Source organism: Streptomyces sp. NPDC002138 (assembly GCF_040296485.1).
Classification (GTDB): Bacteria; Actinomycetota; Actinomycetes; order Streptomycetales; family Streptomycetaceae; genus Streptomyces.
The window spans coordinates 38,551-58,264 of the sequence record NZ_JBEOXE010000045.1; the positions used below are offsets into that span (position 1 = coordinate 38,551).

The following is a 19,714-nucleotide window of genomic DNA, read 5'->3' on the forward strand; positions in this document are numbered from 1 at the left end:
TGCAAGTTTCTCCTGGGTACCCCTTTTTGCTATCGTGTTCGCATGGCTGAACAACTTGGACTGCGGGAACGGAAGAAGCAGCGCACCCGGCAGACGATCGCCGAGGCGGCGATGCGGCTGTTCCTGAGCCGCAGCTTCGACGACGTGTCGGTCGTGGAGATCGCCGAGGCGGCCGAGGTCTCCAAGCGCACGCTGTTCACCTACTTCCCGACCAAGGAAGACCTGGTCCTGCAGCAGTTCGCCGACCACGAGGACGAATCGGCCCGCGTGGTCCGCGCCCGCCCGGCCGGTGTGGACCCCCTCGCCGCGCTGTACGCCCATGAGCTCGACGCCCTGTCCCGGCGGGACCCGGTCACCGGGCTCACCTCCGACCCCTTCGCCCTGGACTTCGCCCGGCTGCTCAGCACGACGGCGAGCCTGAGCGAGCGGCTGATCCGCTATCAGGTGCGCAGCATCGAGGCCCTCGCCGAGGCGCTGGAAGAGGCCGGCGCCGACGAGGTCACCGCGCAGCTCGCCGCCGTCCAGATCGTCAACGTCCTGCGCGCCCTCGCCGCGCGCAACGGCGAGCAGGTCCAGGCCGGCCGCCCGGCCGACGAGGTCTACCCCGAGGCGGTCGCCGCCGCCGACCGCGCGTTCCAACTCCTCGGCGGCGGCCTCGCCTCGGCCCTGCCCGCCTGAGCACCGCAGGCCCCTCGGCCATGACAAAGGGGGGATATCCCCCGGTCAAACCCGGAGGAAGCCCCCAGCGCGGCCCGCTCCCGCCCCAGGCCATGATCGTTTCACCGCCGGGGACCGAGAACGAGCCGAGGAGTTCAGCATGACCGCGCACCACCAGACGATCGGCCGACGGAGAATGCTCGCCGTGACGGCCGGCCTCGCGGCCACGGCCCTGCTGGCCCCCGCGGCCTCCGCCGCAACCACCCCACCGGCCCCATCCGCCGCACCCGCCCCCACGGGAACGAAGGGCGGCCAGGCCGAAGCCCTCCGCGCGTTCGAGCGCGCCGCCCACCCCCTGCGCTCGACGGAACCGGGCGGCAGCACCACCGACCTGCGCGCGCTGGACGCCATGATCGGTGACGCCAAGGTGGTCGGACTGGGCGAGGCCACGCACGGCTCGCACGAGTTCTTCGCCATGAAGCAACGCGTCTTCAGCCGGCTCGTCGAGGAGAAGGGCTTCACCACCTTCGCCCTGGAGATGAGCTGGACGGCCGGCCTGCGGATCGACGAATACCTCCAGGGCGGCCCCGGCGACGCCCGGCGCATCGCCAAGGAAACGCTGACCGGATCACCCTGGGAGCGCGAGGAGTTCGTCAGCCTCATCGCCTGGATGCGGCGCTACAACGACCGCCACCCCGGCCGCAAGGTCCACTTCATGGGCAACGACATCGGCGCGCCCAGGCTCGGCGACGCCGTCTTCGAACGGGTGCTCTCCCACGTCCGTACGACCCGCCCCCAGGACGTCGTACGCCTCGAGGAGCTGTACGCGACCCTGCGCCCCCTCGACGACGTCTTCGCCTACCTGCGCAAGCCCGTCGCCGAGCGCCGCCTCCACGCCGCCACCGCCCAGCAGGCGTTCGACCTGGTCACCGCGGGCAAGGGAGTCGGCGGCGACGCCTACGCATGGGCCGAGCAGCACGCCCGCAGCATCGCCCAGACCTTCGCGTTCGCCTCGCTCGACCTCTCCGACCCGGCGTCGGTGTCCGCCGCGGAGCACCTCCGCGACCGGGTCATGGCCGACAACACCGCCTGGTGGCACCGCCGTACCGGCGACAAGATGCTGCTCTCCGCGCACAACGGCCACGTGGGCTACCTGGCCACCGACCCGGTCATGTACCCCACCACCCAGGGCACCTTCCTGCGCGAGGCCCTCGGCCGGGACTACGCCGCCATCGGCTTCACCTTCGGCCGCGGCTCGTTCCTCACCGCGACCACCCTCGGCAGCCCCTGGAACAAGGTCACCGTCCCCGCGGCCACCCCCGACATGCAGGAGTACACCCTCGACCGCGTGCACCACCGCGACTACTACCTCGACCTGCGCACCCTGCCCGCCGCCGGCCGCGCCTGGCTGGACACCCCCCGCCCCACCTACGAGGCCGGCTCGGCCTTCAAAAAGGACCCGCTCCCCACCCTCGCCATCACCCGGGCCTACGACATCCTGATCCACCTCGACCAGGTCCACGCGGCCACCGCCCTCTGACCCCGGGGCCACGCCCGGGTCGGCAGCCCGACGCCCCGGCCCCCCCCACGACGCTCACCGCCGCGCCCAGGCCGGTGTCCACGTCTCCCCGTCGGAGCCGCCTGGGCCGCCGGGGCCGTCGGGGCCGTCCGGCCGGCCGGCGGCGAGGTGCTCGCGGAGCGTGCCGAGCCCGGGGTGGGGGTTGTCCCGGCGCCAGATCAGCGAGTGCGGGTACACGGGCGTCGGGCCGGTCACCGGGATGCGGCGCAGGCCGTGCCCGGCGGGCCAGACGAGGCGGGTGTGCTCGCCCATGAACGTGGCCAGGGCCGGCGTGTCGGCGATGGTGTCGAGGAGCGCGTCGGAGCCGAAGTTGGGACCGGTCGCCTCGATGGTCAGGCCGAACTCGGCGACGAGGTCGTCGTAGTACGCGGTCCACTCGGTCCCCGGGACGAGGCCGGGCATCCAGATCCGGTGCCCGACGAGCTCGGCGAGGGGCACCGACCGGGCACCCGCCAGCGCGTGGGCGGGGCCGGTGAGCAGCTGGAGCGGCTCGTCGAGCACCCGTACGGACTCGAGGTCCTCGGGAAGGGGCCGCCCGGGCGCCGAGACGGCGCGGAAGGACGCGTCGATCGTCCCGGACCGGATGGCGGCGATGGCCGTATCGATGTCGAACAGCATCAGCACGTCGAGCTCGACCTCGGGGTGCGCGCGGTGGAACCCGCGCATCAGGCCGGACTGCGCGCCGCGCGAGGCCAGCACGTCGACGCGCAGCGGACGGCGGCCGAGGTGCACGGACGCGACCGCGCGCTCGGCGACCCGCAGTAGCTCGCGCGCGTGGGGCAGGAACGCCTGCCCGTCGATGGTCAGCTCGGCGCCGCGCGCCGTGCGATGGAACAGCCGCACACCGAGGCTCTTCTCGAGTACGGCGACGCGCTTGGAGACGGCCTGCTGCGTGAGCGCCAGCTGGGCGGCAGCCTCCTGGAACCGGCCCGCGTCGGCGACGGTGACGAAGGTGCGTACGGCTTCGAGGTCCATGCCGCGCCACGCTAATGCACAACAGATGGTTGTGCGGAAGCGCCTGCCCGGTTGTTTGACCTGCCGGTGTCCACCTCGATTAGCTCTCCCTGGGCAACGTCGGTTTGTTCAGGTGAGCGAGCAGCCGGGCCATCGGCCGGCACGTCGAGGAGGCGCGGAGCATGGCGGACAGGAACCCCGAGCCGCTGGGCCGACAGTTCGGGTGGCTCTGGGCGGCGTACGCGGTCAGCACCTTCGGCACATCTCTCGCGTTCGACGCGTTCGCCCTGATCGCGATCCTCGCGCTGCACGCCGGGCCCACCCAGGTGTCGGCGCTGGCGGCCGCGGGGCTCGCGGTGGGGGCCGCGCTGGCGGTGCCGCTCGGGCCGTGGGTGGAGTTCCGCCGCAAGCGGCCGGTGATGATCGCGATGGACCTGACCCGGTGCGCGGCCCTGATGAGCGTTCCCGCCGCGTACGCACTCGGTCTGCTCGGCTTCGCACAGCTCCTGGTCGTGTCCGTCGTCGTCGGCGCGGCCGGCATCGCCTTCAACGCCGCCAGTGGCGCGTACCTGAAGGCGCTCGTACGACCGCAGGACCTGCTCATCGCGAACGGACGGTTCGAATCCACGACCTGGACCGCCACCGTGCTCGGACCGCCCGTCGGCACGGCCGCGATCGGGTTCTTCGGACCGGTGATGACGGTCGCGGCCGACGCCGTCAGCTACCTGCTCTCGGCCGCCGGGATCCGTGCGATCGGCGGCAGCGAGCCGCGCCCCGAGCGCACCGGTGCGCACGGGACGCGGCTGCGGCCCCGCGACCTGCTCGAAGGGTGGCGCTGCATCCTCGCCCACCCGACCCTGCGTCCCCTGTTCCTCAACACGGTCCTGGTCAGCGGCCTGATCCTGGCAGCCTCGCCGCTGCTGGCCGTCCTCATGCTCCGCGACCTGGGGTTCGCCCCCTGGCAGTACGGCCTCGCCTTCGGCCTGCCCTGCGTCGGCGGCATCATCGGCTCACGGCTGGCCCGCAGGCTCGTCGCGCGCTTCGGACGGCGCGAGGTCCTGCTCACCGCCGGGGCGCTGCGCGCGTGCTGGTCGCTCGGGCTGGCCTTCGTCGGGCCCGGCGCGAGCGGGCTCGTACTCGTCATCGCGGTCGAGTTCGGGCTGATCACCTGCATGGGCGTGTTCACCCCGGTGTTCGCCACCTACCGGCTCGAACTGGTCCCGACGGACCGGATCGCCCGCACCCTGTCGGCGTGGTCGGTCACGAGCAAGCTGACGGTCGCGGCCCTGACCGCGCTGTGGGGCCTGCTGGCCGGCCTCGCCGGCCCCCGCGCCGCGATCGCCCTCGCCGGTCTCCTCATGCTGATCACCCCCTTCCTGCTTCCCCGGCACGCCCACCTGCCGCACGAGGAGCGGGACCCGGCCCGAAGCCCCGCCTGACGACACCGCCGCGTCGTACCCGCTGCTCGGCGCCGGGTTTACCGGGGGAGGAGGGCGCGTACGGTCTTGCCGCCTTCGGGTCGGAGCGTGACGACGGTGGCGCGGGCGAGGTCATTGACCATGTGCCAGCCGAACCCGCCGGTCTCGTCCGCCAGGTCGGGCGTGCGCATGCGCGGCGGCAGGGGGCTGGGGTCGTCGACGGCGACCTCGATGGTGTCGGGGTGCGCGGCCAGGTGCAGCGTGTAGGTGCCGCCGCCGTGACGCAGGGCGTTGGTGACCAGCTCGGAGACGACCAGCACCACGGTGTCGGAGTGTTCCGGGTCGATCGCCGGCTGCCACAGGGCTTCGAGGAAGGCCCGGGCGGTCCGGCGCGCCTCGCAGACGGCGGTCGCGGAACGGAGGAGGGGGGTGCTGTCGGCGCTCATCGTGGTCATCGGGCGCTCCGGGTCTCTCGTTCGTCGGGTGTCCGTTCTTCCCCGCCCGGGCGTTGTGCCCCGCCCCGCGACTCCCCAACCCGACCACACCGGATTACCTGGCTTATGGATCGGCGTAAATCTATGTTGGTCAGAGTAGACATTGGGTGGTGTCACCGCTATGGTTTCTCTCGTAGCCAGAGAGACCGAAGGGCCCGGCAGAGACGAACTGCCGGGCGGCAGTACCCGCAGTACGCAGTACCCGCAGTACCCGCAGTAGCAGTACGCAGAACGGTGCGGTGGTGGAGTTCCGAAGCCGAGGTTGTTGCTTGATGGCGACGGGACTGACCACCGGACCGGGTGGCCCGCAGTGATCAGGGGCCGCCATGAGCAGTACGCAGCATCCGTTTGGCAAGCAGTTGAGCAAGTTGTTCATCGAGGGAAGAACGGAGGAGCGAGGCGCCATCAGGATCGCCCGGGAGAGCAGTAAGGAGCCCGGGTACCGCAGGACATCGACAGTGAGGTGGTCTCCGGTCACGCATCCGCGATCCCCGTACTCCCGACAGCGTTCAGGTCGGGTCTGCGGAAACAGAAGGCCGGCGCAGGACTGAGGCCGGCAGATGGTGTAGCAGTTTCCTTCGGGGCCTTGGTGCCGTACGGCGCCAGGGCCCCTCCACGCGTTCCGCAGAGAGGTGCAAATGACAGCAGACGACTCCAACAGCCGTCTCGACGACGACGACTACCCCGCCTACACCATGGGCCGGGCCGCCGAAATGCTCGGCGCCACCCAGGGCTTCCTCCGTGCCCTCGGCGAAGCCCGCCTCATCACCCCACTGCGTTCCGAGGGCGGCCACCGCCGCTACTCCCGCTACCAGCTGCGCATCGCCGCCCGCGCCCGGGAACTCGTGGACCAGGGCACGCCCATCGAGGCCGCCTGCCGCATCATCATCCTCGAAGACCAGCTCGAGGAAGCCCAGCGGCTCAACGCCGAATACCGCCGCGCCGGCGGCACACCCCACCCACCTGTCTCGGTCTGATCACCACACGTCTGATCACCACACCCGCGGGGCAGAGCGACGAGGCCGCGACCCGCGGGCCCCGCACCGGCACGTACCGGTGGGGCCCGCCCGGGCCGCGTCCGGCCTGAACGACGGCGCGGTGCGCAAACAGGGCGCTCCATCCCGCAAATTGATCCGCTTGGCCCCGGAAAGAGCGGGTAAGAGCTGGGCGATCGACGATCGTTCGCCGCTACGGCGTGTCAGGAGAGTGACCCACGATGACGGATGACGCCTACTTGTTCCTCGCGGTGACCACGGCCGGCTGGCAGGGAACACCCCTGGCCCTCGTCGGCGAGCTGGAATGCCTGGACACCCCGGCCGTCCGGGCCTGGTTCACGGCCCAAGGCGTCAGCCCCGCGTCCCCGGCCGTCCGCGTGGTTCCTCCGGAGCAGACCGGAATGATTCCCGAACAGGCCGAGCGGCTCCCGGTGCCCCTGAGCGAGGACGAACTGGAACGGGTCCGCCGCACCGCGGCCACGGACGGCGTGGCGAGCGTCGAGGAGGACCTCCTCGCGTTCCGCGACAGCAAGGACAACCGCGACGCCCTGCTGCGCCGAGCACTCGCCGCCGGCGTGCCGGCCCACCGGATCGTCGAACTCTCCGGAGTGGACCCCACCACGCTGTCCTCGGCCTCCGGCTCCTCGGCCTCCGGCTCGTGAACCCGTGAACCCCGAACGGCAGGACCGGCGCCTCGAACGAGCCATCCTGGAACTCCTGGAGCGCCGCGCCCCGACCGCGACGATCTGCCCCTCGGACGCCGCGCGAGCGGTGTACGCGGGGGACGACGACGGCTGGCGCGCGCTCATGGAACCGGCCCGCCGCGCGGCCCGTCGGCTGGTCGAGGCCGGCGAGGTGGAGATCACCCAGGCAGGCCACCCCGTCGATCCGACGACGACCCGAGGCCCGATCCGCATCCGCCGCGCCCGCTGACCCGCCGGCTCACCGACCCGCTCCGGGGTCAGGCAGTGCCGCGTGAGTCCGTCTCGGTCGTCTCCGCCGTCTCTCCCGTCTCGCCCCTCTCTCCCCTCTCTCCGATCCCAGCCGTTCCGGCCTTCGTGTGGAGGACCTCGCGGGCCTGGTCCGCGGCGCGGGCGATGCTCTCGGAGACGAAGTCGACGAAGCGGGCGATGTTCTCCAGCCGGGCGGCGGCCGGGGTGTGGGGGCCGAGGACGCCGACGCCCTGCCGGGCGATCTCGCCGAGGTGGGCGGTGGCGCGGGCGCTGGCCATCGTGGACTGGTACAAGACGTCGTCGTCGACGACGTACCGCTCACGCCGGCGTTCGTCGCGCTCCCGGCGGATGAGCCCCTGGCTCTCGAGGAACGTGATCGCCTTGGACACGGACGCCGGGCTGACCTGGAGGCGCGCGGCGAGTTCGGCGGCGGTGAGGCTGCCGCTGTCGGTGGTGTAGAGGCCCGCCAACACCCGGGCCGTCATGGTGGGCAGGCCCGACTGCATGAAGACGGTGGCGAACACCTCCTCGTACGCGCGCACGGCCTCGGCATCGCGCCCGTACGCCTGCGGGGCCGCCTTCGGATCCACGGGCGTGGTCTGCCTGCGCCGGTGGGCGCGCTGTTCGGTGGCCCGGTGCGCCAAGTCGGAGCGGTAGGCGGTGGGACCGCCGTTGCGCGTCACCTCACGCGTGATGGTCGAGGTGGGGCGGTCGAGACGTCTGGCGATCTCCGCGTACGCGAGGTCGTCCGCGAGCCCCAGCGCGATCTGCCGGCGTTCCGCCTGGGTGAGCCTGCCTCCCGGCATCGCGGTCTCCTTCGTGCTCCGTGGTCCGTAAGCGGTGGTGTAGCCGCCAGCATAGCGTTCACCCTCCACTCATTGCAACGAATGGAGCCACGACTGTTGCGTTAAACCCATAACCATTGCAACAAATAACAGTCTCTGACCTGGCTAAATGCAACTTCAACGCAACGAATTAATTGCCATCCAAGGAAACGCAACGTAGCTTTTCCATCAACGGAAACAACGAACGGGCCGAACCGAACAGGACCGGCCCGAACCGAACCGAAGGAAGACACCATGCAGAAGTTCGCCACCCCCACCACCGTGACCGCCGTCCTCGACATCCCCGCCGGCCGCATCCAGTTCATCGCCGCCGACCGCGCCGACACCGTCGTCGAGGTCCGCCCCGCGAACGCCTCCAAGAGCCGCGACGTCAAGGCGGCGCAGGAGACCGAGGTCGTCTACGGCGACGGCGTCCTGCGGATCAGCGCGCCGGAGGCGAAGAACCAGATCCTCGGCGCCTCCGGAGCCATCGAAGTCACCGTCCAGCTGCCCTCCGGCTCCCACGTCGAGGCGAAGGCGGCCGACGCCGAACTCCGCGGCGTAGGACGGCTCGGCGACGTCGCCTTCGAGGCCGCGCAGGGCTCCGTCAAGCTCGACGAGGCCGCGAGCGCCCGCCTCGCCCTCCTCGCCGGCGGCATCTCGGTCGGCCGCCTGGGCGGCTCCGCGGAGATCAGCACCAAGAAGGGCGACCTCCACATCGCCGAGGCCGTGCGCGGCACGGTCACGCTGCGCACCGAGTACGGCGGCATCTCGGTCGGCGCCGCCCGCGGGGCCTCCGCCTCCCTGGACGCCGGAACCTCGTACGGCCGGATCCACAACACGCTCAAGAACACCGACGGCGCCGACTCCGCCCTGACCATCCACGCGACGACCGCCTACGGAGACGTCACCGCCCGCAGCCTGTGACCGGCGGGGTCAACGGCGGGGTCAACGCCCACCACCTGGCGGCCGAACGAGCTCTGAGCAGGCCGTGCCGTCCGCGCCTCCTCCTATGAGTACGGTCTGTTCATGCAGAACTTGGGGCTGGAGCAGCGGGGGCACGTCCTTCTCATAGCGGGAGGTACGGCGGTGCACCGCCGCGCCGTACAGGTGGCACCGAGCGCCAATCTGGCCGCGCTCGGGGTGATTCCCGTGTCGATGCTGCTCAACAGCGGGCTCTCCTGTGACACGACTTACCTCGACGGGGCCCAGGACCCGAACCTGGTCCTGACGCGGCTGCGCACGGCCGCGGCCACCCCGGGCCCGCTGCTGGTCTACCTGTCGGGCCGTCTCACCCTCGACCGCCGCGGCCGCCGACTGCACCTGGCGCTGGCCGGCACGACGCCCGGCTCCGTCCGCTACACCGCTCTGCCCTGGGAGTGGCTGGGTACGGAACTGCGGGACCGTCCGGCCGGCCTGACGACGGTGCTGATCGATCTGGTCGCGGACAAGGCGGCATGGCCCCTGCTCCAGGAGTACGGCAGCCTGCCCTCGTCACCGTCGGCCGAGGTGTACGGGGTCGTCGCCCCGCCCGGCTCCTCCGGCAGCGGGAACGCCGTGAGCAGCTACACCAGGTGCTGGATCGATCAGCTCGCCGCGAGTCCCGGCCGCCCGTCCAACCTCCACCTGCACTCCCTCGCCGCGGGAGCGGCGGCGCTGCCACCGGGCACCCTCGTCCTGCCGACCGCCCGCGAACTCGCGGTCTCGGCCTCCGTGTCAGCTTCCGTTCCGGCCTCCGCGAGGCCGGCCGAACCCGCCGTCGCCCCAGAGCCGTCCGTGCGGGCAGAACCGGCACAAGCCCCCGGTCCGGGGTCGGCCGTTGACGAGGCGGTACCGGATCCGCGGCCGCGGATCCACGCCCTGGCCACCTCCGGCCGGCACACCGAGGCCGCCGCCCTCGCCCAGGCCTGGGAGCAGTACGTCCTCCAGCACCAGGGGTACGGGTCGGCGGAGGCGACGGGCTGGCTGGAGATCCGCGCCGACCTCGCCCGGATGGCAGGGGCCTTCGGCCTCGCGACCGAGCTGTGGACCAGCGCCGGACGGATCCGGCTGGCCAGTCAGTCCCCCGACGCACCGGAGGTCCACGCGGCGGCGGCGGGCGCCCTCTACTGCTGGACCCAGCTCAAGGATCCGGCGACGGCCATCGACACCGCGCCGGAGCTCATCGCCCTCCTGCGCGCGCTACCGTCCCCCGACACCCGGCACATCGAACTGGCCCAGCAGCGGCTGGAGTTCCTGCACCGCACACCGAGCAGACTCTGACACGTCCCGCGTCTCACGTCTCACGTCTCACGTCCCGCCCCCCACGACCGGGCGGCGGTCAGCTTGGCATTTATGGTCTGGCGTCGAACGGGTGTCGAACTTGTTCGGTGTTTTCCCAGTTCACCAGCGGTGTGAGGCGCCGCAGGCCGATCCTGTGCTGAGCGACAGCGCAGTACGGAGGCCGGAATCGTGGGACTGGTCGAGCACGAGGTTCAGCGAGACGCGTTGACGGTGGTGGCGGAGTTCCGCTCGGAGTTGTATGCGTGCCTGACCGCGCGGAGTGACGCCCTGTTCGAGCTGTGCGACGCGCTGCTATGCACCGACGGTCCGGTCCGCACCCTCGTGGACCTGGCGCTCGCTCCCGAGCATCGACGCGGGCACGGGGCCTTGTACTCCGGGATCAACCACGGCAGGATCGACCTCGCCCGGCTGCGACGAGCACTGACCAGCGTGCCGCTTCCCCGAGCCGGCGACGGTCGGCTGGTTCTGGCGGCGGACGTCTCGCCGTGGTTACGGCCGGACGCCGATACTTCCTCTGACCGCTCCTTCTGCCATACCTTCGGTTGCGGTCTGGGCAAGCACCAGATGGTGCCTGGCTGGCCCTACTCGATCGTCGCCGCCCTGGAGACCGGCCGGACCTCGTGGACCGCGCTGCTGGACGCGATCCGGCTGGAACCCGGCGCCGACTTGGCCGCGGTCACCGCCAGCCAGGTCCGCGACGTCGTCCAACGTCTCGTGGACGCCGGCCAGTGGCGTGAGGGCGACCCGGAGGTCCTGGCCGTGCTGGACGCAGGCTACGACGCGCCCCGCATCGCCCATCTCCTGGCCGACCTGCCGGTGGAGGTGCTGGGCCGGCTCCGTTCGGACCGGGTGATGCGCAAGCCCGTTCCGGTGCCGTGGATCTGCCCGCCGCAGGGCGGGCGCCCGCCCAAGCACGGCGGCGAGTTCGTCTTCGGCCGACCCGAGACCTGGGGCGAGGTCACCGCGGCGACCGTCACCAACACCGACCGATACGGGGCGGCGACCGCACAGGCATGGGACCGGCTGCACCCCCGGCTGACCCGCCGGGCGGCCTGGCTCGACCACGAGGGACCGCTGCCCATCATCGAGGACACCGTGATCCGGCTGGCAGTCGAAAAGCCGCCCAGCGGCGGGGTGAACAAGCCTGTCTGGCTGTGGTGGTCGGGCACCGGCGCCGGCCCCGCCGACGTCGACCGGTGCTGGAAAGCGTTCCTCCGCCGCTTCGACGTGGAACACACCTTCCGGCTGCTCAAGCAGACTCTCGGGGGGACCAGGCCCAAGCTGCGGGACTCGGCGTCGGCAGACCGCTGGACATGGCTCGTCTTGGCCGCACACGCTCAGCTCCGCCTCGCCCGCCCACTCGCACGCGACCTCCGGCGTCCCTGGGAACGATCCGCGGAACCGAACAGACTCACCCCCGCCCGGGTCCGGCGAGGGTTCAGGAACCTGCACGCGAAGACGGGCACGCCAGCCGGTGCACCAAAACCCACTCGCCCCGGCCCCGGACGCCCGGTCGGCTCGAAGAACCGACAGCCCGCCACCCGCTACGACGTCGGACGTGTCCTCGCCACCGGCGAGCCCTACGCCCGCCCCGCTCACCACAAGAAAGGCACTAAACCGCGCCGAGGCAGCGGCCCCGCGACCCCCGTTCATCGCCACGATCCCGGCGATGTTGGATAGCGACATGGTGAGACGCAAGGAGAAGATGAAGCGGCCCGCCTGGGGCATTCCGAAGGGGATCGTCCTGCTGGCGACGCCGGAGGGCTGGCGCTTCATGATCCAACCCGTAGAAGGCGGCATGCTCTGCGGGCGCCTGGACATTCCGATCAACACCGACCCGCAGGACGCGCGAGCCGCTGCGGCAGTCATGGTGGTGGAACTCGCGCGCGACGTCCACGACACCAACGTCGAGGTGACCTGGGATCTGCCCCCGGAGCCCTGGTCATGGACCGCCCAAGTAGCCCTCGCCACGCCGATCGAACCTGCCCCGTCGGGCACCGGAGGTTAGACGGCAAGGTCAGCACCTGTTCCTGAACTAGGCATGACAGGAGTGATGAGAGGGCGCTGTGTCGGATGCTTTACGAGGCGTGCGCCCGCTCAGGCGATGTCGGGGACTCTGCACTCGATCAGCCGTTCTCCCGTTCCGCGCCAACCATCGACCAGTACCGGTCAATCGGGGCGGACACGGCACACGCCGCGGGCACGCCCCTGGACGATCTTGGGAGAGTCGCTGGCCGGGCCCACCGGGGCCTGGTCCCGACCCGACTCGTCCAGCCCGAAGAGCAGCCGTGACGACCAGTAAGTCGGAGCCCCTCCAGGTGACCCTGAGCGAAGAAGCCCGCAAGGCCCTCGCGGAAGGTGCCACGACCGTGGTGTCCCCTGCCGCCGCCGAAGCCCGCGACCAGCTCCTGCGGTCCATGGGCCGCGAGGCCGAGCACCTCGCGGACACCCAACCCGGCCAGAACTCTGCGGCATTGGCGGAACTCGCCCGTGCCTACTCCCTGGCCACCGCCCCCGTTCTGACCGCCGGTCTCGTCGCGGATACCGAAGGCGGCGACTCAGTAAACAAGCCTCGGGTGGTTCCCTACTTTCACGGCGGCGCGTTCATCAACCCACTCTAGTACTGGGAGCCGGGGCACCGGACCCCGCAGCCGGCGGCGCTACCCTCGGAGTAGAGCCCTTCGGGCCGCGTTCGCCCCCGTCAACGGCGAGTCCGGAACGCGGTGGTGGCGGTGACCGCCGCACTTTCCACAACAGGCTCACCGACACCAGAGCTTCCGTTCGGGAGGCGGTCACTATGACCGCTCCCCGAACGCATCTCGCGGCGGGTATCCCTGAAACCCAGCCTCCACCTGCGACGACGGGGATATGGAACAGGCACTCAGCTTGTTCTTTAACTTTCGTCCGTCTCGGATTGGCGCTCAGTCGCCTCGTGCCTCGCGAGTTCCTCGGGCGTGCCCACGAACGCGGGACCACAGCCGAGCGGCAGGCGTTGCACGACCATCGCGATGGCTTGTCCGGGTGTATCCGCCGGTCCTACGGACTCAGTGCGGAGGGGCCCCGAGACCCAGTAGCCGCCTCCGGCTGCCGGCTGGATGTGAGGGATGTCCCACGTGTGCCGATACTCGGTGCAGCGGCTGAAATGCAGTTCACCCATCCCAGTCCAGGGAAACAGCTGCCGCAAGCGGGGCTCTGCGTACGCGGCGGCCAGAAGCGCGGTCCGTACGCGCCCATCAGTCCGTACGGCTTGCCAGCCTGCCTCGACGATCGCCGTCGATGAAGTCGTGTCCACGAGGTCACCATGCACGGCCTCGTGCCGCCTGGATCGCCCCCGTCGACAGTCGAACGATCGGTCGAACTTGATCACCCGAGCAGGAAAACCTGAATGTGGAGGCGGCCTTCGTCTGATCATGTGCTCCGACCAAGGTGCACGTGATCACGACGAAGGCCGTGGGGTGAGTTTGCTGCCTGATGCTGTTCGGAGGGAAGCGTTCGCGGAAGCGTCACGCTTCCGGGGCGAGTTCTACGAGTGTCTGACCGCTCGGCGCGACGAGTTGTTCGAGCTTGTGGACGCGGTGCTGTGTGGGGACGGTGCGGTGAAGTCCCCGGTGGATTTGACGCTGCTGCCCGAGCATCGTCGTGGGCACGGAGCAATGTACGGCGGCCTGAACCACGGCCGGCTCGACGTCGGTCGGCTGCGGACCGTGCTGGCCGGGCTGTCGCTGCCTCGTTTCGAAGGCGGGCGCCTGGTCCTGGCGGTCGATGTGTCGCCGTGGCTTCGCTCGGACGCGCCGTGCTCGGCGGAGCGCCTGTTCTGCCACGTCTACGGCCGCGCGAAGACGGCATCGCAGTTCATCCCGGGCTGGCCCTACTCCTTCGTCGCCGTGCTGGAGCCGGGCGCCACGTCCTGGACCGCGATCCTGGACGCAGTCCGGCTCGGACCGGTCGACGACGCGACCGCGGTCACCGCCGACCAGCTGCGAGGAGTCGTTGAACGACTCATCGCCGCAGGCCAGTGGCAGGCCGGGGACCCAGCCATGGTGATCGTCAGCGATGCCGGCTACGACGTCACCCGCCTGGCCTGGGTCCTGCGCGACCTGCCCGTCGAGCTGGTCGGCCGGGTCCGCTCCGACCGCGTCATGCGCCTGCCGAACCACCGCGGATGCACGGCGTCAACGGCCGGCCACCCAAGCACGGCCCGGAATTCCGCTTCACCAAGCCGGAAACCTGGCCCGAGCCCGCGATCACCACCGTCACGGACGCGACTTCCCTGATGATTCGTTGAGTTCAAGCGTCAGGGGAGGCTTCGGTTGACCGAGTGGCAAGTGGTGTGGGTTCCGGACCCGGACCGGTGGGACGCCCTCCCGATGGAGGGCGTCCTCGGGGTTCAGGACCTGCCTGCGGCGGTAGCCCGGATCGGGCTTCGGCCCGGCGACCCGGTGTTCGTTGCGCCGGACGGCACTGTGGATCCCGAGCTCCTGGAGTCCCCTGCTCATTGTCGGGGTGTGCGAGCAGATGTCGGCTGCGGGTGATGGAACTACGCCCTGCCGGTCAAGATCCGGCAGCCGGGTTCGAGACCTGCGGCCGGAGGAGCGGGCTGCTCGGCGAGATCGCGAAGGAGAGAGGGTGCGGCCGACGGCCCTCGCCAAGGGGTTCGCGCTCGACAAGGCGACGGCTGTCCGACAGACCGTCGACACCTGCCGCCGACGTTACTTCGCCGTTCTCCGTGCCCTTGTCATCGCGCCAGTACGCTGACTCTGAGATACAGATCGCCGCGGTTTCCCTCGCTGTCTCGGTACCCCATTCCCGGCAGCAGAAGGAACGTGCCGGAGCTGATTCCAGGCGCAAAAGCAATAGCGACTGGCCGGCGTGTACCGGGGACGTGACCGGAGCCTGAGCATGATCGACAAAGTCGTGCAGCGGTCATTCCCCGTCCGTTACAGGCGGAGCACGGCTCATGGAGGCTCGCCGAGAAGATCATGGGTCCGCCCGACTGGGCCTCCGCGCGGCTGAGGCGCAGTTCCTGGATGTCAGGGCCAGAGGCGGTGTCGTCGACGGGAACTCCGTTGAAGGCGTCCTTCATTCGTCCCCAGAGCCGCGAGCGTGGGGGCGCGGGGACGATCTCGAGAAACGTGTGTGTCGGCGTGGGCTCAGGCTGTGGATCCATGGGATGGCTGTTCCGGGGTGCCTTCAGACGAAGGAGATGCTCTGCGGCAGCTGCGATGTCGGCGAGGATTGCCGCGGGAAGCCAGGCCTGCGCCGGGTCAGGAGCGGGGATCTCGCGGAGTGCAGCGATCAGGGGCGGGCGTCGATACGGATTCTTGTCGAGAAGTGCTTCCAGCAAGTCGGCGATGCGGGGGGAGAGTCCGGCGAGATCCGGCGGTTCGTGAACGGATCGGAATTGCACCTGCTCCCAGCGTCCGTGTCCGAAGGGGTGTCGTCCGGTTGCTGCGTAGGCGAGGACGGCTCCGAACGCGAAGAGGTCGGCGCGCTCGTCCGCTGTTGCGGTGGTGAGGTACTCGGGTGCCATGTATCCGATCGTGCCGATGGTCTGGCCCACGTTGGTCAGTGCGGTGTCGCCGTGCGCGCGGGCGATGCCGAAGTCGATCAGGCGCGGGCCCGTGCGTGACAGCAGGACGTTGGCGGGCTTCAGGTCGCGATGCATGGTGCCAGCCTCGTGAACGGTGTGCAGAGCCGTTCCCAGCTGGTGGGCCAAGCCCGCCCAAGCGGACGTTTCCAGTGGGCCGTGCTGAACGACCGCGTCGGCAAGGGTGGGGCCCGCGATGTACTCGGTGGCTAGCCATGGCTGGGTCGCATCTGTGTCTGCGGCAACGATCTCGACCAGTCCCGGTCCTGTCGTTCTTTGCGCGAGGCGAACTTCGCGCATGAACCGGCGGCGGAACTCGTTGTCGTTCGCGTACTGGGGGCGTACCACTTTGATGGCCACCACGTTGCCTTGCGGGCCGCGGCCGATGTAGACCACACCCATTCCACCTTGACCGAGCCGGCCCAGCAGCTGGTAGCCGCCGATCTCCACTGGATCGTCCATCAGTAGTTGCTGCACTGTTCCCCCATCCACATGGCCCACGCAGCATGCCACCTGCTGATGTCCCCATGGGCAAGCGACTTTGCGGACTTCATTCCAGCCGCGGCTGCCCACGCGGCTGGGATACGACGGCCGTTGAGCAAGTGCTCTCGGCCAGTACCCGACATCCCTGGCCAATTGCTCGGAGCATCAGGACGGTACGCCCGCCGACCCGCCGGCTACATCGTCCGGCCACCCACTGGCCGGCCACGTGAACGCATCTCGCCTCGGCCAGATCAGCCGGGGAGATCCAGGGCGCCGCAGTGTCGCCAAGCGGCCGGCGCCCCACTGCCTCAATCCGTCGAGATCAGGAGAACCCCAGCATGACGCAGCGTCCCGCCGTCTTCGCCGCCCTGCTCGGACTGACCCCGCCGGAAGCGCCATCGGAGATTTTTGGGTCCAGGAGCGGTTGGGAGACCTGCTCAACCCACCCCGCTCTGCGGAGGGATTCCGCGCCTGGGCGAAAGAGCAGGCCGCTGCCAAATCCGAGGGCGACTGCTTCGGTTTGGCGATCGAAGCCGTCGACACGGGAAAGATAGTCGGTGCTGTTGGCTCGCACCAGGCTGATCCACGCGCGGGCTGGTTCGAGTACGGCGTCACGATGGAGGCTGGCCATCGGCGCAAAGGCTACGCGTCAGAAGCCGTGCTGATGCTGCTGCGCTTCATGTTCGACGAGCGGCGCTTTCATAAGTGCGGAGCGCGGGTCTTCGCAGACAACGAGGTGTCGTTGGCATTCCAACGGCGGCTCGGTTTCGTTGAAGAAGGTCGCCTCCGCGACCAAGTGTTCTCTGCCGGCCAGCATCTCGATGTCGTGATGATGGGCTTGCTCGCTGACGAGTTCATGCCACCTGCTGGCGGTCCAGCAACTGCATACAGGGCTTGTTCCGGTTGAGTCCGGAGCAGACCCTGAGGCTTGTCCGCCGAGACATCAGGAGCGCAGGAGACTGAACAGAAGAACTTGACGGGGAACACCACCAACTACGGAAAAGCCGAAACCCAGGCATGGGACCGGGTCCACCCCAGACTCACCCACCGCTCCTCATGGCTCGACCACGACGGCGAACTGCCCTTGGTTGAAGGAACATTGATCCGCCTGAAGGTCGAGCACCTCTCGAAGGAACGGGATGCCCCGCCGGTGTGGTTATGGTCCTCCAAGACCAGCGCAACCCCGGACGACGTGGACCGCTTCTGGCAGGCATTCCTCCGCCGATTCGACCTAGAGCACACGTTCCGCTTCGCGAAACAGACCCTCGGATGGACGACCCCCAAACTCCGCACCCCCGAGGCCGCGGACCGCTGGACCTGGATCCTGATCGTCGCCCACACCCAGCTCCGGCTCGCCCGCCCCCTTGCTGCGGACCTCCGCCGGCCCTGGGAGAAACCCACCACCTCCGACCGACTCACCCCAGTCAGGGTCCGCCGGGGGTTCAGGAACATCCGTGCTCACCTCGCCTGCCCGGCCCGTGTTCCCAAACCCCGAGGCGCTGGCCCCGGACGGCCACCCGGCGTCGGTGCGACGAGCCCCATCTCGTAGGCCATGATCACGAGTTGGACCCGGTCCCGGGCCCCGGCCTTGGTGAGCAGCCGGGACACGTGGGACTTGACGGTTGCCACGGAGATGAAGAGGTCGTCCGCGATCTCGTTGTTCGACCGGCCCCGCCCGATGAGGGTCAGGACTTCCCGCTCCCGCTCGGTGATGCCCTCCACCGGCCGCGCGGCGCGCTCCGGAGCGGCGCTCGGACGCCCCACGAAGTCCGCGATCAGACGGCGCGTCACACCCGGCGCGATCAGCGCGTCTCCGGCGGCGACGATCCGGATCCCCGCGAGGATGTCGTCCAGCGCCATGTCCTTGACCATGAAGCCGCTGGCCCCGGCCCGCAGGGCGCCGTAGACGTGATCGTCCTCGTCGAAGGTGGTCAGGACGAGGACACGGGTCGCCACCGGACCGGCCGTGATCAGACGCGTGGCCTCGATCCCGTCCATGCCGGGCATCCGGATGTCCATCACCACCACGTCGGGGTTGACGTCCTTGACCAGTCGGACCGCCTCGACGCCGTTCGCGGCCTCCCCGACCACCTCGAGGTCGTGGTGGTCGGACATGATCACGCGCAGCCCGGACCGTACCAACGGCTGGTCGTCCACGAGCACGACGCGGACGGGAGCGTCGGTCACCGGCCCTCCGCCAAGGCTCCGGACGGCGCGGGCAGCGGCAGCCGCGCCACGACCCGGAAGCCGCCGCCGGCACGCGGCCCGGCGTCCAGGTGACCGCGCAGCAGACCGGCCCGCTCCCGCATCCCCACGATGCCGAAGCCCTGGGACGAGCCGCCCCCGGAGGCGCCCAGCCCGTCGTCGACGACCTCCACCGACAGCTCCTCGGTCCCGTAGTCGATGGCCACCCGGCAGTGCCCGGTGCCCGCGTGCCGGACCACATTGGTCAGCGCCTCCTGCACGATACGGTAAGCCGACAAATCGATGTCCGGTGGCAAAGGGCGCTGGTCACCGGTGTGGCTCACGTCGACACGCACCCCCGCCCCGGCCGTGTCCGCCGCCAGCCGTCCGACGTCCGCCAGACCCGGCGACGGCGTCAGCGACGCCCGCTCCGAGTCCGCGGCGCGAGGGCCCGCCTGACGGAGGGCCACCAGCGTGCGCCGCAGCCCCGAGAGGGTCTCCCTGCTGGTGGCCTCGATGGCCCGCAGAGCCTCGCGAGCCTCCGCGGGCTGCGTCTCGATCACCCGGCTACCCACCCCCGCCTGGATGGCGATGATGCCGATGCTGTGCGCGACCATGTCGTGCAGCTCCCGCGCGATCCGCAGCCGTTCGGCGGTCACGGCCTCGGCCACCTCCTGCGCGCGCAGCTCCACCGCGTGCTCGCGACGCTCGCGGCTCAGCAGCCCGGCCGCGCACGTCGCGGCCATCGCCAACAGGGCGATCACCACGTTCACGGTCAGGTTGTCCCCGTGCGCGAAGACTCCGATGACCAGGAGCTGCACCGCGCAGGAGAGCGCCACGGCGACGGTCGCGGCCCGCCGCGCACAGGTGGCGACGAGGAAGCCCAGTACGAAGTCCACCGCGAGGTACGACAGGAACTGCGCCTGGTAGCCGACCGCCAGGTTCTCGTGCACGGAGCCCGGGGTGCCGACCACCACCGCCGTGGATCCGAAGACCGTCATGACCAGGGCCAGGAGCGGCCTCCTCCGCAGCACACCGACGAGCAGGCTCACGGCGAGCAGCGCCCCGACGGCGTGCACCGTGCCCGAGGCGCGGTTGGCGCCCCCCACCAGCAGACCCACCGTCAGGAGGTACAGAACACCGCCCACCCATGCCGCGGTCCTCGTCCGCGTCATCGACACCGTCATCGACGTCGTGCCAGGTGAGGGGACGGACCGCGGCGCGCTGAGCGTACGGAGCCGACAGGGTCTGCGAGGCGTACGGGGCGTACGGGCGAGGGGCCGATAGGTGCGGTATGCATCAT

Annotated in this window: 19 protein-coding genes and 2 pseudogenes; 14 read left to right on the forward strand and 7 right to left on the reverse strand. The window is 70.2% G+C overall.

Annotated features, from left to right (window positions below):
• Nucleotides 1-42 precede the first annotated feature (42 nt).
• Nucleotides 43-678 carry a TetR/AcrR family transcriptional regulator gene (locus ABT084_RS26265; protein WP_351048582.1) on the forward strand — a complete coding sequence of 212 codons (636 nt, stop codon included), beginning with the start codon at nucleotides 43-45 and terminating at the stop codon, nucleotides 676-678.
• 139 nt (nucleotides 679-817) lie between these two features.
• Nucleotides 818-2,197: an erythromycin esterase family protein gene (locus ABT084_RS26270; protein ID WP_351048584.1), complete on the forward strand. Its 1,380-nt coding sequence runs from the start codon at nucleotides 818-820 to the stop codon at nucleotides 2,195-2,197.
• A gap of 54 nt (nucleotides 2,198-2,251) precedes the next feature.
• Here the strand turns inward: ABT084_RS26270 and ABT084_RS26275 are convergent, their stop codons facing one another.
• Entirely contained in the window at nucleotides 2,252-3,211 is a 960-nt protein-coding gene (locus ABT084_RS26275) for a LysR family transcriptional regulator (RefSeq protein WP_351048587.1), read from the reverse strand.
• A 161-nt stretch (nucleotides 3,212-3,372) separates the two neighbouring features.
• Here ABT084_RS26275 and ABT084_RS26280 point away from each other — a divergent pair, with 161 nt between their 5' ends.
• Complete coding sequence (locus ABT084_RS26280; RefSeq protein ID WP_351048590.1) at nucleotides 3,373-4,629, forward strand: MFS transporter; 1,257 nt, start codon at nucleotides 3,373-3,375, stop codon at nucleotides 4,627-4,629.
• 38 nt (nucleotides 4,630-4,667) lie between these two features.
• Here ABT084_RS26280 and ABT084_RS26285 read toward each other — a convergent pair whose 3' ends face one another.
• The gene (locus ABT084_RS26285; protein ID WP_351048593.1) at nucleotides 4,668-5,063 is read right to left on the reverse strand and encodes an ATP-binding protein; all 396 of its coding nucleotides are present in this window, start codon (nucleotides 5,061-5,063) and stop codon (nucleotides 4,668-4,670) included.
• 677 nt (nucleotides 5,064-5,740) lie between these two features.
• Here ABT084_RS26285 and ABT084_RS26290 point away from each other — a divergent pair.
• The 3 genes from ABT084_RS26290 to ABT084_RS26300 all read left to right on the forward strand — a co-directional run bounded on the left by ABT084_RS26290 (nucleotide 5,741) and on the right by ABT084_RS26300 (nucleotide 7,030).
• Nucleotides 5,741-6,079, forward strand: a complete 339-nt coding sequence (locus ABT084_RS26290) for a MerR family transcriptional regulator (RefSeq protein WP_351048596.1) — start codon at nucleotides 5,741-5,743, stop codon at nucleotides 6,077-6,079.
• Between the two features lie 239 nt (nucleotides 6,080-6,318).
• Nucleotides 6,319-6,759 carry a DUF6003 family protein gene (locus tag ABT084_RS26295; RefSeq protein WP_351048599.1) on the forward strand — a complete coding sequence of 147 codons (441 nt, stop codon included), beginning with the start codon at nucleotides 6,319-6,321 and terminating at the stop codon, nucleotides 6,757-6,759.
• A gap of 4 nt (nucleotides 6,760-6,763) precedes the next feature.
• Entirely contained in the window at nucleotides 6,764-7,030 is a 267-nt protein-coding gene (locus ABT084_RS26300) for a DUF3253 domain-containing protein (RefSeq protein ID WP_351048602.1), read from the forward strand.
• Nucleotides 7,031-7,058: 28 nt separating this feature from the next.
• Here ABT084_RS26300 and ABT084_RS26305 read toward each other — a convergent pair whose 3' ends face one another.
• Nucleotides 7,059-7,856 (reverse strand): GbsR/MarR family transcriptional regulator, encoded by a 798-nt coding sequence (locus ABT084_RS26305; RefSeq protein ID WP_351048605.1) that lies wholly within the window; start codon nucleotides 7,854-7,856, stop codon nucleotides 7,059-7,061.
• Nucleotides 7,857-8,129: 273 nt separating this feature from the next.
• Between ABT084_RS26305 and ABT084_RS26310 the strand changes: the two genes are divergently transcribed.
• The 5 genes from ABT084_RS26310 (at nucleotide 8,130) to ABT084_RS26330 (ending at nucleotide 12,778) form a co-directional block, all read left to right on the forward strand.
• Nucleotides 8,130-8,801, forward strand: coding sequence for a DUF4097 family beta strand repeat-containing protein (locus ABT084_RS26310; RefSeq protein WP_351048607.1), 672 nt, complete (start codon nucleotides 8,130-8,132; stop codon nucleotides 8,799-8,801).
• A gap of 102 nt (nucleotides 8,802-8,903) precedes the next feature.
• Entirely contained in the window at nucleotides 8,904-10,136 is a 1,233-nt protein-coding gene (locus ABT084_RS26315) for a hypothetical protein (protein WP_351048610.1), read from the forward strand.
• 189 nt (nucleotides 10,137-10,325) lie between these two features.
• Nucleotides 10,326-11,837, forward strand: a complete 1,512-nt coding sequence (locus ABT084_RS26320) for an NF041680 family putative transposase (protein ID WP_351048613.1) — start codon at nucleotides 10,326-10,328, stop codon at nucleotides 11,835-11,837.
• On the forward strand, nucleotides 11,827-12,165 hold the full coding sequence (locus tag ABT084_RS26325) for a hypothetical protein (protein WP_351048616.1): 339 nt from the start codon (nucleotides 11,827-11,829) through the stop codon (nucleotides 12,163-12,165). The genes ABT084_RS26320 and ABT084_RS26325 overlap by 11 nt, the downstream gene beginning before the upstream one ends.
• Before the next feature lie 280 nt (nucleotides 12,166-12,445).
• Nucleotides 12,446-12,778 carry a hypothetical protein gene (locus ABT084_RS26330; RefSeq protein WP_351048619.1) on the forward strand — a complete coding sequence of 111 codons (333 nt, stop codon included), beginning with the start codon at nucleotides 12,446-12,448 and terminating at the stop codon, nucleotides 12,776-12,778.
• Nucleotides 12,779-13,050: 272 nt separating this feature from the next.
• Here ABT084_RS26330 and ABT084_RS26335 read toward each other — a convergent pair whose 3' ends face one another.
• On the reverse strand, nucleotides 13,051-13,569 hold the full coding sequence (locus ABT084_RS26335; protein WP_351048622.1) for a DUF6193 family natural product biosynthesis protein: 519 nt from the start codon (nucleotides 13,567-13,569) through the stop codon (nucleotides 13,051-13,053).
• On the opposite strand from ABT084_RS26335, the pseudogene ABT084_RS26340 reads away from it, so the two are divergent.
• Nucleotides 13,568-14,418, forward strand: a pseudogene (locus tag ABT084_RS26340) (transposase); the annotation flags it as partial. The gene ABT084_RS26335 and the pseudogene ABT084_RS26340 sit on opposite strands and share 2 nt — an antisense overlap.
• A 474-nt stretch (nucleotides 14,419-14,892) precedes the next feature.
• Here ABT084_RS26340 and ABT084_RS26345 read toward each other — a convergent pair.
• Entirely contained in the window at nucleotides 14,893-16,206 is a 1,314-nt protein-coding gene (locus ABT084_RS26345) for a serine/threonine-protein kinase (protein WP_351048625.1), read from the reverse strand.
• Nucleotides 16,207-16,453: 247 nt separating this feature from the next.
• Here ABT084_RS26345 and ABT084_RS26350 point away from each other — a divergent pair, with 247 nt between their 5' ends.
• Nucleotides 16,454-17,134, forward strand: coding sequence for a GNAT family N-acetyltransferase (locus tag ABT084_RS26350; protein ID WP_351048628.1), 681 nt, complete (start codon nucleotides 16,454-16,456; stop codon nucleotides 17,132-17,134).
• A 78-nt stretch (nucleotides 17,135-17,212) separates the two neighbouring features.
• Nucleotides 17,213-17,767, forward strand: a pseudogene (locus tag ABT084_RS26355) (NF041680 family putative transposase); the annotation flags it as partial.
• Here the strand turns inward: ABT084_RS26355 and ABT084_RS26360 are convergent.
• The gene (locus ABT084_RS26360; RefSeq protein WP_351048631.1) at nucleotides 17,686-18,414 is read right to left on the reverse strand and encodes a response regulator; all 729 of its coding nucleotides are present in this window, start codon (nucleotides 18,412-18,414) and stop codon (nucleotides 17,686-17,688) included. The pseudogene ABT084_RS26355 and the gene ABT084_RS26360 overlap by 82 nt on opposite strands.
• Complete coding sequence (locus tag ABT084_RS26365) at nucleotides 18,411-19,559, reverse strand: sensor histidine kinase (RefSeq protein ID WP_351048634.1); 1,149 nt, start codon at nucleotides 19,557-19,559, stop codon at nucleotides 18,411-18,413. Before ABT084_RS26365 ends, ABT084_RS26360 begins: the two co-directional genes overlap by 4 nt.
• Between the last annotated feature and the right edge of the window lie 155 nt (nucleotides 19,560-19,714).

Excerpts from the sequence above, each read along its gene's own strand:
- ABT084_RS26305 (WP_351048605.1), bottom strand. The coding sequence starts at position 7,856 with ATGCCGGGAGGCAGGCTCACCCAGGCGGAACGCCGGCAGATCGCGCTG.
- ABT084_RS26275 (WP_351048587.1), bottom strand. The coding sequence starts at position 3,211 with ATGGACCTCGAAGCCGTACGCACCTTCGTCACCGTCGCCGACGCGGGC.
- ABT084_RS26295 (WP_351048599.1), top strand. The coding sequence starts at position 6,319 with ATGACGGATGACGCCTACTTGTTCCTCGCGGTGACCACGGCCGGCTGG.
- ABT084_RS26310 (WP_351048607.1), top strand. The coding sequence starts at position 8,130 with ATGCAGAAGTTCGCCACCCCCACCACCGTGACCGCCGTCCTCGACATC.
- ABT084_RS26285 (WP_351048593.1), bottom strand. The coding sequence starts at position 5,063 with ATGACCACGATGAGCGCCGACAGCACCCCCCTCCTCCGTTCCGCGACC.
- ABT084_RS26280 (WP_351048590.1), top strand. The coding sequence starts at position 3,373 with ATGGCGGACAGGAACCCCGAGCCGCTGGGCCGACAGTTCGGGTGGCTC.
- ABT084_RS26345 (WP_351048625.1), bottom strand. The coding sequence starts at position 16,206 with ATGGACGATCCAGTGGAGATCGGCGGCTACCAGCTGCTGGGCCGGCTC.
- ABT084_RS26335 (WP_351048622.1), bottom strand. The coding sequence starts at position 13,569 with ATGATCAGACGAAGGCCGCCTCCACATTCAGGTTTTCCTGCTCGGGTG.
- ABT084_RS26315 (WP_351048610.1), top strand. The coding sequence starts at position 8,904 with ATGCAGAACTTGGGGCTGGAGCAGCGGGGGCACGTCCTTCTCATAGCG.
- ABT084_RS26265 (WP_351048582.1), top strand. The coding sequence starts at position 43 with ATGGCTGAACAACTTGGACTGCGGGAACGGAAGAAGCAGCGCACCCGG.
- ABT084_RS26290 (WP_351048596.1), top strand. The coding sequence starts at position 5,741 with ATGACAGCAGACGACTCCAACAGCCGTCTCGACGACGACGACTACCCC.
- ABT084_RS26325 (WP_351048616.1), top strand. The coding sequence starts at position 11,827 with ATGTTGGATAGCGACATGGTGAGACGCAAGGAGAAGATGAAGCGGCCC.
- ABT084_RS26270 (WP_351048584.1), top strand. The coding sequence starts at position 818 with ATGACCGCGCACCACCAGACGATCGGCCGACGGAGAATGCTCGCCGTG.